This is a genomic window from Polaribacter atrinae (assembly GCF_038023995.1).
Classification (GTDB): domain Bacteria; phylum Bacteroidota; class Bacteroidia; order Flavobacteriales; family Flavobacteriaceae; genus Polaribacter; species Polaribacter atrinae.
Genome location: NZ_CP150660.1, coordinates 957929 through 974962, shown reverse-complemented (window position 1 = coordinate 974962; position 17034 = coordinate 957929). Strand labels below are relative to the sequence as shown.

Genomic DNA, 17034 nt, shown 5'->3' with positions numbered 1-17034 from the left:
TTAGTTGTTTAAATTATTTTGTTTTGATTTTAATTCAGCTTCAATTTTATCACTATCCTTAAAATAATTGATACCTAGTTTGTCCCAATGTTTTTGCATTTTTTTTAGTGCAATTTTAAAACTGCTGTACTCTTTATTTTCAGGAGTTGTCCAGCCAACTTCTGCATAAGCAGCAATTCTAGGAAAAGTTTGGCGTTCTACATCTGCATTTGTAGGTGTCCATTCGCTCCACATTTGGCAACCTAAACCGTATATGTTTTTATGATATTTTGCATCCAAACCTTCAGGAATTGGATTGAATGAATAGGCTCTTTCTAACGTTATGTTTTTATGATTATAGTCTAAGTATGTCTCGCTATGTAATGAGTTTACAATGCCATAGCCGTTTTTTGCGGCATCTGTTAGTAGTTCTAAATCTCCTTTCCAGAAGTGAACAATTACATTTTTCGCTAAAGTTGTTTCTGCCTCTTTGTCGTTTTTCTTTTCTCCAAAATCTTTATGAATATTTTTCCCCAAAATTTCATTCCAACCCATCATACGTCTCTTGTTTTCTTCTAGGTATTTAGATATTTTATTGGTAAAATTTATCTGTAAATCGGCAGGAGTACTAATGTTATGTTCTTTCATGTATTTCTGAACAGAAGCAGACTTCTCCCATACTTCATAACCTACTTCATCTCCCCCAATGTGTATTACTTCCGAAGGGAATAATACAAATAATTCGTTTACTACATCCTTTATAAAAGTTATTACTTTTGGTTTTGTAACATCATAATTGTCGTATAAACGACCAAATTTTACAGGAACATCTATATCTACACCAGCAGTTCCTAGCCAAGTATAAGCGGCAATAGCAGCACTAGAATGTCCTGGCATTTCAAACTCTGGTACTATCTTAATGTTTCTTTCTGCAGCATAAGCTACAATGTCTTTTATTTGTTCTTGCGTGTAAAATCCGCCATGTGGCTTTCCAGACGTTTTTCCACTTTTCCAAGTACCAATTTCACTATCAGATCTAAAAGCACCAACTTCTGTTAATAGGGGGTATTTTTTAATTTCAATACGCCAGCCTGCATCGTCTATTAAATGCCAGTGAAAAGTGTTCATTTTAAGCAATGCCATTTGATCTAACATTTGTTTTACAAATACTTCACCATGAAAATAACGAGATTCATCTAACATAAATGCACGCCATTTAAAACGCGGATTATCTTTAATGGTAATTGAAGGAATTAAATAATTCGTTTTTTTACTTTTATCAGAAGTTTCTATAGACATCAATTGTTTTATCGTTTGAACGCCATAAAAATATCCTGCAGCATGGTTTGCTAAAATGCGTATGTTTTTTGGGGTCACTATTAATTCGTATGCTTCTGTCTCTAAATCTTCCTTTTTCTCGAAACGGATTGTAGCTGTGTTGCTTTCACTTATGGTAGCTGTGTAATTTGCTGTTTCATTAATATGTTTTTCTAGATCTTTAGCGGCCTTTTTTTGTTCTTCTAGGTTTGCTAAAATATGTTGATCTTTTAGAATAGCAAATGAGCCTTCTTGTAGCTTTAAATTGGCTGGTTTTGGTAGAATGGCTATTTCAGATTGAGTAAAGGACCTGTTTTTTTCTGCGCAGTTACTAAATGTTAAAAGAGCGATTAGTACGAATACAATAATTTTCATTTTTTAATAGATTTATTTTAAGAAGACGGAATAATTATAATTAGTCTAAATGTTGTTTTAAACCAATCGTATCGAATATAAATATAATGTTTAGCAAGCTTTAGATTATTTCGACAAACGACTAAGCTTCTAGGATAGAGGTGTTAATAGGTTATAATATGTATTAAACCCTCTTTTTTTAATGAATTTTATTTTTGTGGAATAAATTCCATTTTATAATTTGTAGTTGCAAGTTCCATTATTGTTTTATAAATATAGTCACACACTTTTTTTTGTCCTGGAACATTAATTAAATCTACCGTATCTTCTGGTCTATGATATTGTGGATGTGCACCTGTATGCATCCCTAAAACGGAGATGTCTTTTTTAAAAAAAGAAACATGATCCGATCCACCAACAGAGCCAGCATGAACAACAGGCCTTAACTCTAAGGATTCTCCTAAATTTTGCATAAATGCAACCCCTTCTGGAAGTGTACCAGCACCGTTTATATAGACGTGTTTTTCTGTATTTAACCTGCCCACCATGTCCATATTTATCATTAATTTAATTTTTGAAAGTGGAATAGGAGCGTTGTCTATAAAAAACTTGCTTCCTAATAAACCTTGCTCTTCGGCTCCAAAAGCAATAAATAATACACTACGTTTTAAGTCTTTTTTGTTAGCTGCTATTTTTTCTGCAATTTCTAAAAGAGCTGCAGTTCCACTAGCATTATCATCGGCACCATAATGAATGGTTTTTTTGTTTTCTGATTTAGAAGATGGTCCTCCCAAACCTAAATGATCGTAATGTGCTCCTAAAATAATATATTCATTTTTTAAGATTGGGTCGGTACCTTCTATATAGCCCACCACGTTACTTGTTTTTGCTAAAGGTTTTTCATTCTCGCCTTTTTCTACACGTAAACGAGCTTTAAATTTTTGTTTGTATCCTTTTTCAAAAGGAATAAGATCTTGTTTCTTAAAATCTTTTGCAATATATTTTACAACTTTTCTGTTTGCTTTTGTACCAGGGTACCTACCTGCATTTTTTTCTGAAGCTAAAAATATAATGTGGTCTTTAATTTCATTTTCTGTAATTTCAGATTGAGAAAACCCCATAAATGAAACAAGAACTAAGGTAGATGATATGAATGTTTTTATCATAATATTAAGATTATTTAGTTTCAAAGATATGTTTTGCATAATTTAGGTCCATAGCGTCATAATGTTCTTTCATATTTTTTAAACGCAATTTAAAATCGTTAAAATCTTTGGTTTCTTTAGGAGACCATATTACCTCTGATAAAGCTGTCATTCTAGGTAAAATCATATATTCTACGTGGTCTGAAGTTTCCATATATTCAGTCCAAACATTTCCTTGGGCTCCTAAAACATATTTACTTTCCTCTTGGCTTAATTCTTTAGGGATCGGTTCATAAGCATATACATCTGCTACGGTTGTTTTACCACCTATTGCTAAAGGTTCCTCTTCTTTGTTTTCAGTTTGATAATGGTCAAAATAACAAGAGTGTCCTGGTGTCATAATAACATCATGCTGTTCTTTTGCGGCTACTATTCCGCCTTTTTCTCCTCTCCAAGACATTACCGTGGCATTAGGTGCCAAACCTCCTTCTAAGATTTCATCCCAACCAATAATTTTTTTGCCTTTAGCATTTAAGTATTTTTCTATACGTTGAATAAAATAACTTTGTAAATGGTGTTCATCTGTTAGGTTGTTATCTTTAATTCTCTTTTGGCAATCTGCACATCGTTTCCAGTTAGATTTAGGGCATTCATCTCCACCAATATGGATGTATTCTGATGGAAATAACGGAATTACTTCTGCTAATACATCTTCTAGAAACTGAAACGTTTTCTCATTTCCTGCACAAAAAACATCATCGAAAACACCCCAAGTTTCTTGTACTATTTTTGGTGTACCATTGGCTTGTATTTTTTGTCCTGCTTTAGAGCCCATGTTGTTGCTAACGATGGTTGGTTCTTCTGGAAAACAGCTTAAAAATGAGTAGGCAGCAATTGCAGCACTAGCATGACCAGGTAATTCTATTTCTGGAATTACGGTTACATGTCTTTCAGTAGCATATTTAACAACTTCCTTAATATCTTCTTGCGTGTAAAATCCGCCGTAGGCTGTTTCATCATTTCCTTCTTTTTTATTAAAATGCCCATTAATAGTTCCATGTCTTTTAGAACCCACTTGGGTAAGTTTTGGATATTTTTTAATTTCAATACGCCACCCTTGATCTTCTGTTAAATGCCAATGAAACGTATTCATTTTATGCATTGCTAATAAATCGATGTATTTTTTTATAAAATCTATTGAGAAAAAATGACGAGCTACATCTAAATGCATTCCTCTATAAATAAACCTTGGCTCATCTTTTATAGTAACTGCAGGTATGGTTAGTGCTGTTTCTTGGCTAACTTTTGTGGCTGGTATTAATTGTTTTAATGTTTGAATACCATAAAACACACCTTTTGCTGTTTTACCAGAAATAGTTATTTTGTTGTAGGTAACAGAAAGTGTATATCCTTCATTATTTTCTATAGCCTCATCAATTTTTAATTCAATATTACCAGTAGAAGTTGCTTTAAAAGTAATGTTTGAACCTGAAATATGACTTAACATATCTGCAAGATAATCACCTTCATTTTTTAAATTTTCGGCACCAACAACCTTCGTTTTATGATCAACCAAAAATAGACCATTAGATAGTTCTAAAGACACTGGTTTTGGAATAATTTGATAATCTGTTGCTAAATTCTGATGGTCTTTGTATGGGGTGTTACATGCAAAAAGCATCATTATGATTAATGTTAAAAAAGTAGTTTTCATAATACAATTTAGTTTTAATTTAATTTTAGTTTTTATTTTGTGATAACGCCTATTTCTGCAATGGTTGCTTGGTCTTTATCATTCATTATTTTATTGGCAATTAATTTTATATATTTTACAGAAGTAGTTTTTTTGAAAAGTACTTTTTGTTGAATAGGGTTAGAGACGATATTAGAAAATTCACCTTTTGATAATTGAATCCAACTTTTACCATCGATACTTCCGTAAAAAATATAATGTGTAATTACGCCAGAAACCCTTTTGCCTTGAGTAGGTGTGTAGGTAAATCCTTTTATATCGGTAGTTTTTCCTAAATCTATTTTATAATTGGATAGTGTATGTTTGTTGGCAATCCAATTTGTTAATGGGTTTTCATCAATAGCCTGTTCTGTAATTGGTGCACCTTTTAATGTCGTTATTTTCCAAAGATTTTTACTAATATCAAAATTTTCTGTGATAATGTCACTTGTACGATCAGTAGCTGGATCTATTGATATTGTTTTTAGAACCGTTGGGTGCTCAATTAAAAAAGGAATCGAATATTTTGAAGATGCTGTTGTAGGTGTTTCTCCGTTTAAAGTGTAATAAACTATTAAGCCTTCTTCTGGTGCTTGTAAACTGATTTCGCCTTTTTTATTTCTGCTTATTTTAGGAGCATCTACAATTATTGGAGCGTGGTAAACTTCTATATTAGAAATTAATGGACAACCTCTTGCATCTTCAATATTTATTCTAATTTTGGTTGCTGTTACCTCAGCAAGCCTTAAAATTCTTTTGTAACCTATGGTAGTTTGGTTGTCTATAGTTTTCCATTTTCCATTAATTTCAGCTTCCAAAGAAAACTGTTTTACACGTTGTCCTAATTGAATGTATTCTTGAATTAAGAACCTGTTAAATAGGGTAGGTTTTTCAAAATCTATAGTTATAGACGATTTTATAATGTTGTCATCTGTTGCCCAATACGTGTTTTTGTCATTGTCTACAGCGTTATCAGCATTATAAGTAGATGAGCTTCCACGAACATTACTTGCAGTAGTTTTTACTTTTAAAGCTAGGTTATTAGCAAAATCTACTTTTAACTGTGCTGTTAATTTTTTTAGTTGGCGTTCATCATTTTCGTTTACTATACCTCTTCTATCAACCGGTAGGTTTAATAAAAAAGTACTGTTTTTTCCAATTGAATTATAGTATATGTTTAATAATTCTTTTAAGGTTTTTACTTTATTATCTTCAGATTTATGGTAATACCAACCCGGACGAATAGATACATCTGCTTCTGCAGGCACCCAATGTGTACCGTTTTCTTGCCCAAAAGCATATTTGGTTTTGTATTCTGGCATACCGCCATAAATAGAGTCTCTTAATAGCGGAGACCAAGTGGTATCATAAGAAAAACCATGTTCATTACCTACCCAACGTGCATCTGGACCATTGTCGCTCCAAATAATTGCATTAGGTTGCAGTTTTCTTATTAAAGCATTCGTGTTTTCCCAATCGTAATACGTTTTTTTATCTACTGTTCGTACTTCATTTGCGCCTCCGTAATATCCATCGCCACCATTGGCGCCATCAAACCAAACTTCAAAAATATCGCCATAATTGGTTAATAATTCGGTTAGTTGGTTTCTAAAATATTCAATATACTCTGGTTTACCATAGTCGGCATGATTTCTGTCCCATGGAGATAAATAAATCCCCATTTTTAAGCCGTATTCTTTACAAGCTTCTGCTAGTTCTTTTACAACATCACCTTTACCGTTTTTCCATGGAGAATTTTTTACAGAATAATCCGTGTATTCAGAAGGCCATAAGCAAAATCCGTCGTGGTGTTTGTCTGTTAAAATTAAACCTTTCATTCCTGCTTCTTTAGCTACTTTTACCCACTGACGCACATTTAATTCGGTTGGGTTAAATAATTCTGGAGATTTATCTCCATATCCCCATTCTACATCTGTAAATGTATTGATGCTAAAGTGAATAAAACCATAAAACTCCATTTCTTGCCACGCCATTTGATGTTCTGTAGGGATTGGGTAGTTTGGTTTTGGAGGTTCTACTGAAGAGCAAGATTGAACAATTACTACTACAAGTATTAATAAAGAGATTGTTACAGATTTCATGAAAAGTACATTAAAAAAATTAAACGATATGCAAATTTACAATTTTATATGTTATACATAATACAATTGAATTATTTTTATTAGCTTCGCAACATAAAATTTTGTAATGTAAAAGTTATATTTTGTTAATTTAGAACACAAAGAGTATAGGTAATAAAATTTAGAGGGTTTTGGCTTTACAAAAAGAATCCCTTATTTAAAGTATTTTTAAAATGAAAAAAAATCAAAGTTTAGTCTTAATTCTATTTATAGTTTTAACTTTAATTCCTTTTTACGGACAAGAAATATCCAAATTAAGTATTACCGATTTACCAAGTTTACCAGCAGATAATACTTCTACAGAATCGTTAGGATTTGCGGGTATGTTGGGTGGTACTCATAATGGAGTGTTTTTAGCTGCAGGTGGAGCTAATTTTCCTGATGGTTTGCCATGGGAGGGTGGTGATAAAGTATGGAGTAAGCGTATTTATATTTTTGAAAACAACGAATGGCGATTATCTACAAAACAATTACCTATTCCTTTAGGATATGCAGCTTCAGTTGCTACTCCAAAAGGAGTTTTAAGTATTGGGGGTAATAATAAAACTCTTATAAGTGATAAAGTGCTGCTTTTGTCTTATAATAAATCTACCAAAGATGTTGAGATTTCAGAATACCCAAACCTTCCTGAACCTTTAGCATTTTCATCTGCCGTTGTAGTAGATGATTTTGTATATGTAGTAGGTGGTAATAATAATGTTAAGAATAGCACAAACTTATTTTATAGACTAAATCTAAAAGAGAACAATTGGATAAAATTAGCAGATTTTCCTGGTGCTCCCAGAGCACTTAATAGTATAGCGGTTCAAGAAACACAAACCAATAAAAAATTATTTGTTATTGGTGGAAGAAATGAAGTGGCCGGGAAAAAATCTAAAACACTTACAAGTTATTTATCTTATGATTTTAAGGAGAAAAAATGGCAAGAAGAAGGAGATCTCGAAATAGATGGAAAACCTAGAGTTTTAATGGGTGCTTCAGCAGAAACGATGGGGTCTATGCATATTATGACTTATGGCGGTAGTGATGAGTCTCTTTTTGATGAGTTGGAAAATATTTCTCTACAAATGGGAGCTACACAAGATGATTCTATCGTGAACCAATTGAAAAAAAGAAGAGACTCTATTTTAAATAATCATGAAGGTTTTTCTAAAGATATTTTAGCTTATAACACCATAACAAAGAAATGGTTTGTTTATGATCGTATTACAACAAAAATACCTGTAACAGCACTTTCGTTTAAAAATAATGATGAATTTGTAATTGTTTCTGGAGAAGTTTCTCCTGGGATACGGACACCAGGTGTGCAAATTTTTAAAATTGGGGATGCTGATCATCCTTTCGGAATAGTTAATTATACTATACTGGCTTTGTACTTATTGATCTCTGTATTAATTGGTCTTTATTTTGCTCGTAAACAAAAATCTACAGAAGACTACTTTACAGGTGGAGGTAGAATACCTTGGTGGGCAGCAGGTTTAAGTGTTTTTGGTACTTTACTAAGTGCTATTACATTTATGGCTATTCCTGCCAAAGCCTTTGTAACAGATTGGTCTTTCTTTTTCTTAAATATTACGGCAATTTTAATAACGCCAGTTATTGCTTTTATTTTTATTCCTTTTTTTAATAGGTTAAAAATAAAAACAGCTTACGAATACTTAGAAGATCGCTTTAATTATACAGCACGTGCTTTTGGTAGTTTATCTTTTATATTATTTCAATTAGGAAGAATTGGTATTGTATTATTATTACCTTCTTTAGCAATTTCTATTGTAACGGGGATTCCTGTAGAAACCAGTATTTTAATAATGGGAATACTTTGTGTTTTTTATACCACTTTTGGAGGTATTGAAGCAGTTATTTGGACGGATGTAATGCAAGTAGTTGTGCTTCTTGGAGGAAGTGTATTAGCGGTAGTATGGATTATGTTACATACAGAAACTTCTTTTGGAGATATGATAACCTATGCATCTGAAAGGGATAAGTTCAATATAGCTAATTTTGAGATGAATTTTACAGATTCTACTTTTTGGGTTGTATTTATTGGAGGGCTTGCTTCTGCAATGGTTACTCAGGGTACAGACCAAACTATAGTACAACGTTTCTTAACAAGTTCTAGTGTAAAAGAATCTCAAAAAACGCTTTACACGAATGCAGTACTTACGCTACCAGCAACAATAATATTTTTTGGTTTAGGTACACTCTTGTTTGTTTTTTATACAGAAATGCCAGAAAAATTATCGCCTGCAATTTCAAATAACGATTCTATTTTTCCTTGGTATATTGTTAGAGAATTACCAGTAGGAGTTTCTGGTTTATTGGTAGCAGGTATCTTTTCTGCAGCAATGTCTAGTATTAGTAGTAGTTTAAATTCTGTTTCTACAGCGTATTGCAACGATTTTCACATGCATTTTAAACCTAATATGCCAGATGTAAATCTTTTAAAAATAGCAAGGATAGTAACTTTAGTAACAGGTGTTTTAGGTGTGTTGTTGGCACTTTGGATGGCTGGTTCTAATATTAAATCTCTTTGGGATCAATTTTATCGTTTTTTAGGTCTTTTTACAGGAGGTTTAGGGGGTATGTTTCTTTTAGGGATGCTTACTAAAAAAGCCAATGCAAAAGGAACGTTATTAGGCTTGTTGGTAAGTGCTATTTTTATTTGGTATATAAGTGTATTTACTGAAATCAATTTTTTAATGTATTCATTTTTAGGTGTAGCTTCTTGTTTTTGTTTTGGATATATTTTTAGTTTGATATTACCTAATAAGCAAAAGGTAGAAAGTTTTTAGTTTAGAAAAAAGGATAATTAAAAATATAAGAGATGAGTTCTAGAAGAAATTTTGTAAAAAAAACAGCGCTTTTGGGTGCTGGATTAACAATGCTACCAAACATGGCGTTTGGTGCTGTAGATAGTAGTTCTACCAAAAAAGTTAGGTTAGCTTTTATTGGTATTGGAGAAAGGGGTATTATGCATTTAAGCAATGCTATGCATAGAAAAGATTTAGAAGTTACTGCTATTTGTGATGTAGATTCTAAACGAATAGATATTGCGCTAAAAATGGTAGCTGATAGAAAGTTTAAAAAACCACAAGTTTTTGGGAATTCAGATTATGATTATAAAAACTTACTAGCATTAAAAGAAGTAGATGCTGTAGTAATTTCTACACCTTGGTTATGGCATACAAGAATGGCGGTAGACGCCATGAAAGCAGGGAAATATACGGGGTTAGAGGTTTCTGCCGCAAATACAATGGAAGAGTGTTGGGACTTAGTGAATACTCATGAAGAAACAGGGACACATTTAATGCTTTTAGAAAACGTAAATTATCGTAGAGATGTACTTGCAGTTTTAAATATGGTAAAACAAAATGTTTTTGGTGAGTTGGTTCATTTTAGATGTGGTTACCAGCACGATTTACGTGAAGTTAAGTTTAACAATGGTAAACAACCTTACGGAGGAGGTGTGGAGTTTGGTGATAAAGGATATTCGGAAGCTAAATGGCGCACACAACACTCACTTTTAAGAAATGCAGACGTGTATCCTACTCATGGTGTAGGTCCTATTGCTGCAATGTGTGATATTAATAGAGGAAACCGTTTTATGTCTTTAACCTCACATGCTACTAAAGGTATTGGTTTGCATAATTATATTATCGAAAAAGGGGGAAAAGAGCATCCTAATGCAAAATTAAAATTTAAGCAAGGAGATGTGATTACTTCTACAATTGAAACAGCTAACGGAGAAACCATTATTATAACTCACGATTGTAATTTACCAAGACCATATTCTTTAGGTTTTAGAGTGCAAGGAGCTAATGGTTTATGGGAAGTAGATGGTAACCGCATGTATATTGAAGGTGAATCTAAACCACACCATTGGGATGAAGCAGGTGAGTGGCTTAAGAAATATGATCATCCTTTATGGAAAAAGTATGAAGAACAGGCTACTGGAGCAGGACATGGAGGTATGGACTTTTTTGTATTAAATGCCTTTATAGAATCTGTAAAAGAAAATGTAGCACCACCTATAGATGTCTATGATGCTGCAGCTTGGAGTGCTGTAACACCGCTCTCTGAAGCTTCTATTGAAAATAATGGAGAACCTCAAGATTTTCCAGATTTTACAAGAGGTATGTGGGTAAAGCGTAAACCTTATAATTGGATAAAAGAAACGTATTAAAATAAAAAATCTAATAGCATAATTATGTTAAAAAGTACTATAGACAAAGCAACAGGTTTCGAAAAAAGATTCGAAAATATTGGAACTATCGTTTATGAAGACTCTACATCAGCAGCTAAATCAATTGCACAAGAAATTGCAAACCTAATTAAGGTAAAACAATCGCAAAGACAACCGTGTATTTTAGGTTTAGCAACAGGTTCTTCACCAAAAGGTCTGTATGCAGAATTGGTAAGGTTACATAAAGAAGAAGGCCTAAGTTTTAAAAACGTAGTGTCTTTTAATTTAGATGAATACTACCCAATTGAACCAGATTCTATAAACAGTTATGTTCGTTTTATGCAAGAACAATTGTTTAATCACATAGATATTTTACCAGAAAATTGTCATGTTCCAGACGGAACATTGTCAAAAGAAAGTATTAGAGATTATTGTGATCAATATGAAGCAAAAATTGAAGCTTTAGGAGGCATTGATTTACAAATTTTAGGAATTGGAGGAAATGGTCATATTGGTTTTAACGAATCGGGATCTCTTCAAAACTCTAAAACAAGATTGGTTGCCTTAGACCACATTACAAGAGTAGCGGCAAGTGGCGATTTTTCTGGATTAGAAAATACACCAAGAACTGCAATTACTCTAGGAGTTAAAAAAATAATGGAAGCTAAAAGAGTCATTTTAATGGCTTGGGGAGAAAGTAAATCTAACATTATAAAAGCCTCTGTAGAAGCAGAAGTTACTAGTTTAGTGCCTGCATCTTACTTACAAGAACATAGAAATGCAACTTTTATTTTAGATCAAGCGGCAGCTTCTAAATTAACAAGAATTAATACTCCTTGGTTGGTAGAAAAAATTGTTTGGACAGATCAATTAATTAGAAAGGCTGTTTTAAGTTTAGCTCTAAACTTAAAGAAACCTATTTTAATGTTAACTGATGCAGATTACATAGAAAACGGAATGAGCGATTTGTTAGCAGACTCAGGTCCTGCGTATGACATCAACATAAAAATATTCAATAAACTACAAAACACCATTACAGGTTGGCCAGGTGGAAAACCAAATGCAGACGATAGTAAAAGACCAGAAAGAGCAGAACCTGCTAAGAAACGTGTCTTAATTTTTAGTCCTCACCCAGATGATGATATCATTAGTATGGGTGGTACTTTTAAGAGATTGCATGAACAAGGTCATGAAGTGCATTTAGGATATCAAACTTCTGGTAATATTGCGGTTGCAGATGATGAAGCATTGCGTTTTGCTAGTTTTGTGTGTGATTACAATGAAAAATTCGGAATTGATAATTCTGAAGCAACTACAATTTACAAGAATGCAGCTACCTTTTTAAAGAACAAAAAAGCAAGTGAAATAGATACTCCAGAGGTTCGCTATATAAAAGGATTGATCAGAAAAGGAGAAGCAAGAGCAGCCTGTAATTTTATAGGTTTGCCAGATTTACAGATTCATTTTATGAACCTTCCTTTTTATGAAACAGGAGCCATAAAAAAGAACCCAATTGGTGTTGGAGATGTAGAAATAACCAAAGAATTAATTGAAAAAATTAAGCCACATCAAATATTTGCAGCAGGAGATTTAGCAGATCCTCATGGTACTCATAAAGTATGTTTAGATGCAATTTTTGCAGCCGTAAGAGAACTAAAACCTAAGAAATTTATGAAAGATTGTTGGGTTTGGTTATACAGAGGTGCATGGCAAGAATGGGGAGTTGATGAAATAGAAATGGCAGTACCAATGGGTCCTGATCAAGTTTTAGAAAAACGAAAAGGAATTTTTAAACATCAATCTCAAAAAGACGGTGTTGTTTTTCAAGGAGCAGATAGTAGAGAGTTTTGGCAACGTGCAGAAGACAGAAATAGAGAAACTGCAGAATTATATGATCAATTAGGGTTGTCTCATTACGCTGCTATGGAAGCGTTTGTAAGATGGCATTATTAATGTTTTTAAACCTATGTATGACGTCTGTGAATGATAAGTTAGATTCTAAAATAGAGGGTTTAAAATCTAAATTCCCATATTTAATTCTAAAAAAAGTACAAGATAACAAGTCTAATGATGTTTATGAGAGATTCGTGAATTGGGTTGCGGGAGAGTTTGATCTCTATCTTATGAACGAATCTGAAAATCTGAAAGTGTATTTTCCAAATGGAGAGTTTAGAATTAGTAATTTTAATAATAAAGTTAATAAGAGATTTATAGAAATAAAGGTAGAAGGAAGGTCAGAAAAAATATGTCAGAATATGATGATGAGGTTAGAAATGCTTTTAAATCATGTTTTAAATTATGAATATAATAAAATATCTTAATTATGATACTAATTGCAGATAGTGGATCGACTAAATCTGATTGGGTGGTTCTAGGAGAAAATAAAGAAGTCGTTTTAAAAACAAAAACAAAAGGAATAAATCCACAGCTTCTTACAGCTTCTCAAATATTTGAAATCATTGATGGAAATAACGATCTTAAAAGTATAAAGGAAAATATCGATAACGTCTTGTTTTATGGAGCAGGTTGTGGTGGAGAAGACTCTAAATTAAAAATAGAAAAAGTACTCATTAGTTTTTTTTCAAAAGCAAAAGTGAAAATAGAAGAAGATTTAACAGCAGCTGTTCATGGTACTACATCTTCTCCAGGAGTAATTTGTATATTAGGGACAGGTTCTAACTGTTGTTATTTTGATGGTAAAAATATAATTATTCACCAGGTATCTCTTGGGTATTCAATTATGGATGAAGGGAGTGGGAATTTTTTCGGAAGAAAGTTATTAAAAGCTTATTTTTACAACAAAATGCCATCAGAATTACACGAGAAATTTAAAAGGAACTTTAGCTTATCTCTAGAATCTGTTTTAAAAAGTTTATATGAAGAGGGAAATCCGAGTGCATATTTAGCAGGTTTTGCTAAGTTTTTAATTGAAAATAAATCAAATCCCTTTATGGCTAAAATTATAAATGTTGGAGTTTTTGAATTATTTGATAATCTAATAATGTGTTATAGTAAAGAATTAGAACAGCATCCTATTCATTTTGTAGGTTCGATTGCTTATTATTTACAAGAAGATATTAAAATAGAAGCTAATAAACGCGGAATAAAAATTGGATCTTTTGTGAAAAAGCCAATGGATAACTTAGTTGCAAACATTAATAATTTTTTTATCTAAATTTAGAATTTATTAATAAGAAGTAAAAATAAGTAATTCGGGTGTAGTGAAAGTAAAAGCTGTAATTGGTAGAGATACTTGTATTTTTGGAGAAAAAATCTAGTTTGGTTGACAATACCTTAGTAGCATAAAGAAGCATAAGAAAATTACTAAGCAATAGGTGGAAGAATGTTGTACAATGTATTGAAGTTCCAAATATTAGTGTTTTTAATCTTTTTTACTAGCAACTTTAGATCTTCTTAATTTTTTGCTTTACTATTTTTTTTTGAATAGACTTTTAATTTTTTATTCAAAACTAACATTTGCATTTTTTAGGAAATAGTTAATAGTAATATTTGTTTCAGACTGACTTTACTTATTGTCTACTCCCTCAGTAGTTTACCGGTTGTAAATATATTGAATCATAGTTCTTAGGAGTTGGTTGTAGTTTTCTAAAAAATAGGATTTATAAATGATAATAGAAAAAACATGTATTAGTATTTTATAATAGGTAGAGTTTTTATGGGATAAAGAATTTTTATTAGATAATTATCAATTTCCTAGGTGTTTACTTTTTATTAAAGAAGTTAGATAGATTTTTGATAATTATAGTTTTAAAACACAAATTTTATTTGTCTCTGTAAAAAATACAATAAATGTTATTAACTGTACTAAAATAGGTTCTGATGTATTGACAGGATCTTTATATTCTATTACAGGGTTTCTAAGTAATTGTTTAGTAAATATTGAGTTAGTGTAGTTTTAGAAGATTTTAAGATGGGGGATTGATTTTACCTTTCTTTTATATTAGCGATTTGGGATAAGCTTCTAATGGTTGAAATAATTTATGTATAAATGTAAGTTTCATAAAACGTTCAGCACATTTCCCTGCATTCCGCGAAAAGCTTCATTTCGGAAAAAACGCTTCTCTAAAAAAAGTCTTGGACACAATTTTAAAGTCTCCGATTTACATTTCACTTGACCACTTATTCCCGAAAAAAAAATCGGGAAGAGGTCAAACTACATTCCAAACTACGACTTTAAAGTCAAGTCCGCTTTAAATACTGCTATACAAGAAAATTTTGTTTTTATATTCCGTTCAGCACATTTTCCTGCATTTCGAAAAAAGCTTCATTTCGAAAAAAACGCTTCTCTAAAAATGATCTTGGACACAATTCACAATTTTAGCTTTCCATTTCGTTGCCCCATTCTGCTGCGCCTGAATGGGGCACTCCATTTCTGAGCGAAAATTGTGAATGCCTCCGCCAGATAGGAATTTTATTTTATCATTTGGTGCCACTTCCTATGTTTTTGTACTTCGCATACATATTTCGATTAATTCCCATGCCTCCCTATTTCTTCCTTTTTTGACAGCAAAATACCAAGATTTTGAAGTTGAACAGACTGCATAAACCGTTATGCTGCGCTCCACTTTTTATAAGTCTTTATCAATTCAAAATAATGAAAATGTATCAGCAACAAAAAAAGGAAACAGCGAAGGCATTATGGGAAGTAAATCAAAATTAAATCTTATGAAATCATACAAAAACATCAAAAAGGAAGCGGCACCAAAAAAAACAAAAAAGGAAAACGCTCTAGATATAATAAGTAAATCACTTTTAAAAAAATAATAGCAAACTGGATTGTCTAGTTTAGATGTGACGAATTTTTACGGTCATAAATTATATATTTGAATTATGGCAAAAAGATACGATAACGAATTAAAGGTTACAATAGTAGAACTATTGCAATCAGGAATCAAGGCAAAACAAATTAGCGAGGACTATGTTGTTGCTCCCAGCCTTATAAGTCGTTGGAAAAAGGATTATGAGGCTAAATCTGGAGACTTTTCCAAGAAAAGGGAACTTACAAAAGAAGAGCAAGAACTTAAAGCGCTGCGTAAAGAATTACGTGATGTGAAAATGGAGCGTGATATTTTAAAAAAGGCAGTAAGCATCTTTTCCAAGAGCGACCAATAAAATATCAATTCATATTATCAAATGAAACAGATTTTGTGGTTGAGAAGATGTGTAAATGTATGCGGGTCAGTAAAAATGCATATTACAATTGGCGTAAGAGCAGGGGGTTAGTAAGAGCTAAAAACTCCGTAATACTCCTAAAAGAAAGGATTAAGGCAATTTTTGAAGACAGTAAAGAGATTTATGGAAGCTGTAGAATACAAAAAATGTTAGAACGAGAAGACCTGAATTATTGCCGTTCTTATATCTCAATATTGATGAAAGAAATGGGACTAAAAAGTGTTTTAAGAAGAAAGTTTGTAAACACAACAGATTCCAAGCATAGCTTTCCATTGGCTAAAAATGAACTGGATAGAGAATTTTCAAGTTCAATAATAGGAGAAAAATGGGTGTCAGATATTACTTATATTAGGGTAAATAACAGCTGGAATTACCTAACAACTATTATAGATTTAGCTGACAGAAAAGTAGTAGGATGGGCGTTAAGTGAAGACATGACGGTTCAAAATACAGTACTAAAAGCCTGGGTTCATGCTAGAAGAACAAGAGATATTTCAAATAACTTCATATTTCATTCTGACAGAGGGGTTCAATATTCAGCTAATACAATGACTAATATCTTTTCTTTCAATAGCAATATAACACAATCCATGAGCAGGAAAGGGAACTGTTGGGATAATGCAGTAGCGGAAAGCTTTTTCAAGACTATTAAACACGAATGGCTGTATCGCTTTAAATTTAAATCTTACTTGCAATTATTTGACAAAGTAAGCCAATACATTACTTGGTATAACACAAAGAGAATTCATTCAAGCCTGGATTATTTAACACCATTAGAAATGGAACTAAAACTAAAACGAATTATCAACAATGCGGCCTAAAAAATTAGTCCCATTTTTATTAGGTAGTCCATAAAGCACTTTATAAGTTTCATTAATTATACAGTATCGCAATCTAAAGATATATTAAAAATGTGTCATAAATTTGTTGTTTTCTAATTAATTATACCGAAAAAATTAAATATTTACTGCATAAAAAAGAAGTTATCAA

10 protein-coding genes are annotated in these 17034 nt (G+C 32.1%); 6 read left to right on the top strand and 4 right to left on the bottom strand.

Annotated elements, in window-relative coordinates; genetic code table 11:
• From WG945_RS04290 to WG945_RS04275, 4 genes are all read right to left on the bottom strand, one after another.
• Entirely contained in the window at positions 1 to 1671 is a 1671-nt protein-coding gene (locus WG945_RS04290) for a beta-N-acetylhexosaminidase (RefSeq protein WP_082864302.1), read from the bottom strand.
• Between the two features lie 188 nt (positions 1672 to 1859).
• Positions 1860 to 2816, bottom strand: coding sequence for a M28 family metallopeptidase (locus WG945_RS04285; RefSeq protein ID WP_068451938.1), 957 nt, complete (start codon positions 2814 to 2816; stop codon positions 1860 to 1862).
• Between the two features lie 10 nt (positions 2817 to 2826).
• Positions 2827 to 4509, bottom strand: a complete 1683-nt coding sequence (locus tag WG945_RS04280) for a beta-N-acetylhexosaminidase (RefSeq protein WP_068451936.1) — start codon at positions 4507 to 4509, stop codon at positions 2827 to 2829.
• A gap of 32 nt (positions 4510 to 4541) precedes the next feature.
• A complete protein-coding gene (locus WG945_RS04275) occupies positions 4542 to 6629 on the bottom strand; it encodes an alpha-L-fucosidase (protein WP_068451932.1) in 2088 nt (695 codons plus the stop codon).
• Positions 6630 to 6841: 212 nt separating this feature from the next.
• On the opposite strand from WG945_RS04275, the gene WG945_RS04270 reads away from it, so the two are divergent.
• The 6 genes from WG945_RS04270 (at position 6842) to WG945_RS04245 (ending at position 16865) form a co-directional block, all read left to right on the top strand.
• Positions 6842 to 9460: a sodium:solute symporter family transporter gene (locus WG945_RS04270; RefSeq protein WP_068451929.1), complete on the top strand. Its 2619-nt coding sequence runs from the start codon at positions 6842 to 6844 to the stop codon at positions 9458 to 9460.
• Between the two features lie 32 nt (positions 9461 to 9492).
• The gene (locus WG945_RS04265) at positions 9493 to 10851 is read left to right on the top strand and encodes a Gfo/Idh/MocA family protein (protein ID WP_068451926.1); all 1359 of its coding nucleotides are present in this window, start codon (positions 9493 to 9495) and stop codon (positions 10849 to 10851) included.
• A gap of 24 nt (positions 10852 to 10875) precedes the next feature.
• Positions 10876 to 12804 (top strand): glucosamine-6-phosphate deaminase, encoded by a 1929-nt coding sequence (nagB, locus tag WG945_RS04260; protein ID WP_340866944.1) that lies wholly within the window; start codon positions 10876 to 10878, stop codon positions 12802 to 12804.
• 17 nt (positions 12805 to 12821) lie between these two features.
• On the top strand, positions 12822 to 13172 hold the full coding sequence (locus WG945_RS04255; RefSeq protein ID WP_157603738.1) for a hypothetical protein: 351 nt from the start codon (positions 12822 to 12824) through the stop codon (positions 13170 to 13172).
• Between the two features lie 2 nt (positions 13173 to 13174).
• Entirely contained in the window at positions 13175 to 14026 is an 852-nt protein-coding gene (locus WG945_RS04250) for a hypothetical protein (protein WP_068453073.1), read from the top strand.
• Positions 14027 to 15702: 1676 nt separating this feature from the next.
• A protein-coding gene (locus tag WG945_RS04245; protein WP_340866941.1) for an IS3 family transposase occupies positions 15703 to 16865 on the top strand; the annotation gives its coding sequence in 2 pieces (ribosomal slippage) (positions 15703 to 15943 and positions 15943 to 16865; 1164 coding nt in all).
• Positions 16866 to 17034 lie beyond the last annotated feature (169 nt).

What these genes read in the sequence shown, in the direction of transcription:
- nagB (WP_340866944.1), top strand. Translation starts at nt 10,876, where the DNA reads ATGTTAAAAAGTACTATAGACAAAGCAACAGGTTTCGAAAAAAGATTC.
- WG945_RS04265 (WP_068451926.1), top strand. Translation starts at nt 9,493, where the DNA reads ATGAGTTCTAGAAGAAATTTTGTAAAAAAAACAGCGCTTTTGGGTGCT.
- WG945_RS04255 (WP_157603738.1), top strand. Translation starts at nt 12,822, where the DNA reads ATGACGTCTGTGAATGATAAGTTAGATTCTAAAATAGAGGGTTTAAAA.
- WG945_RS04290 (WP_082864302.1), bottom strand. Translation starts at nt 1,671, where the DNA reads ATGAAAATTATTGTATTCGTACTAATCGCTCTTTTAACATTTAGTAAC.
- WG945_RS04285 (WP_068451938.1), bottom strand. Translation starts at nt 2,816, where the DNA reads ATGATAAAAACATTCATATCATCTACCTTAGTTCTTGTTTCATTTATG.
- WG945_RS04270 (WP_068451929.1), top strand. Translation starts at nt 6,842, where the DNA reads ATGAAAAAAAATCAAAGTTTAGTCTTAATTCTATTTATAGTTTTAACT.
- WG945_RS04275 (WP_068451932.1), bottom strand. Translation starts at nt 6,629, where the DNA reads ATGAAATCTGTAACAATCTCTTTATTAATACTTGTAGTAGTAATTGTT.
- WG945_RS04280 (WP_068451936.1), bottom strand. Translation starts at nt 4,509, where the DNA reads ATGAAAACTACTTTTTTAACATTAATCATAATGATGCTTTTTGCATGT.
- WG945_RS04250 (WP_068453073.1), top strand. Translation starts at nt 13,175, where the DNA reads ATGATACTAATTGCAGATAGTGGATCGACTAAATCTGATTGGGTGGTT.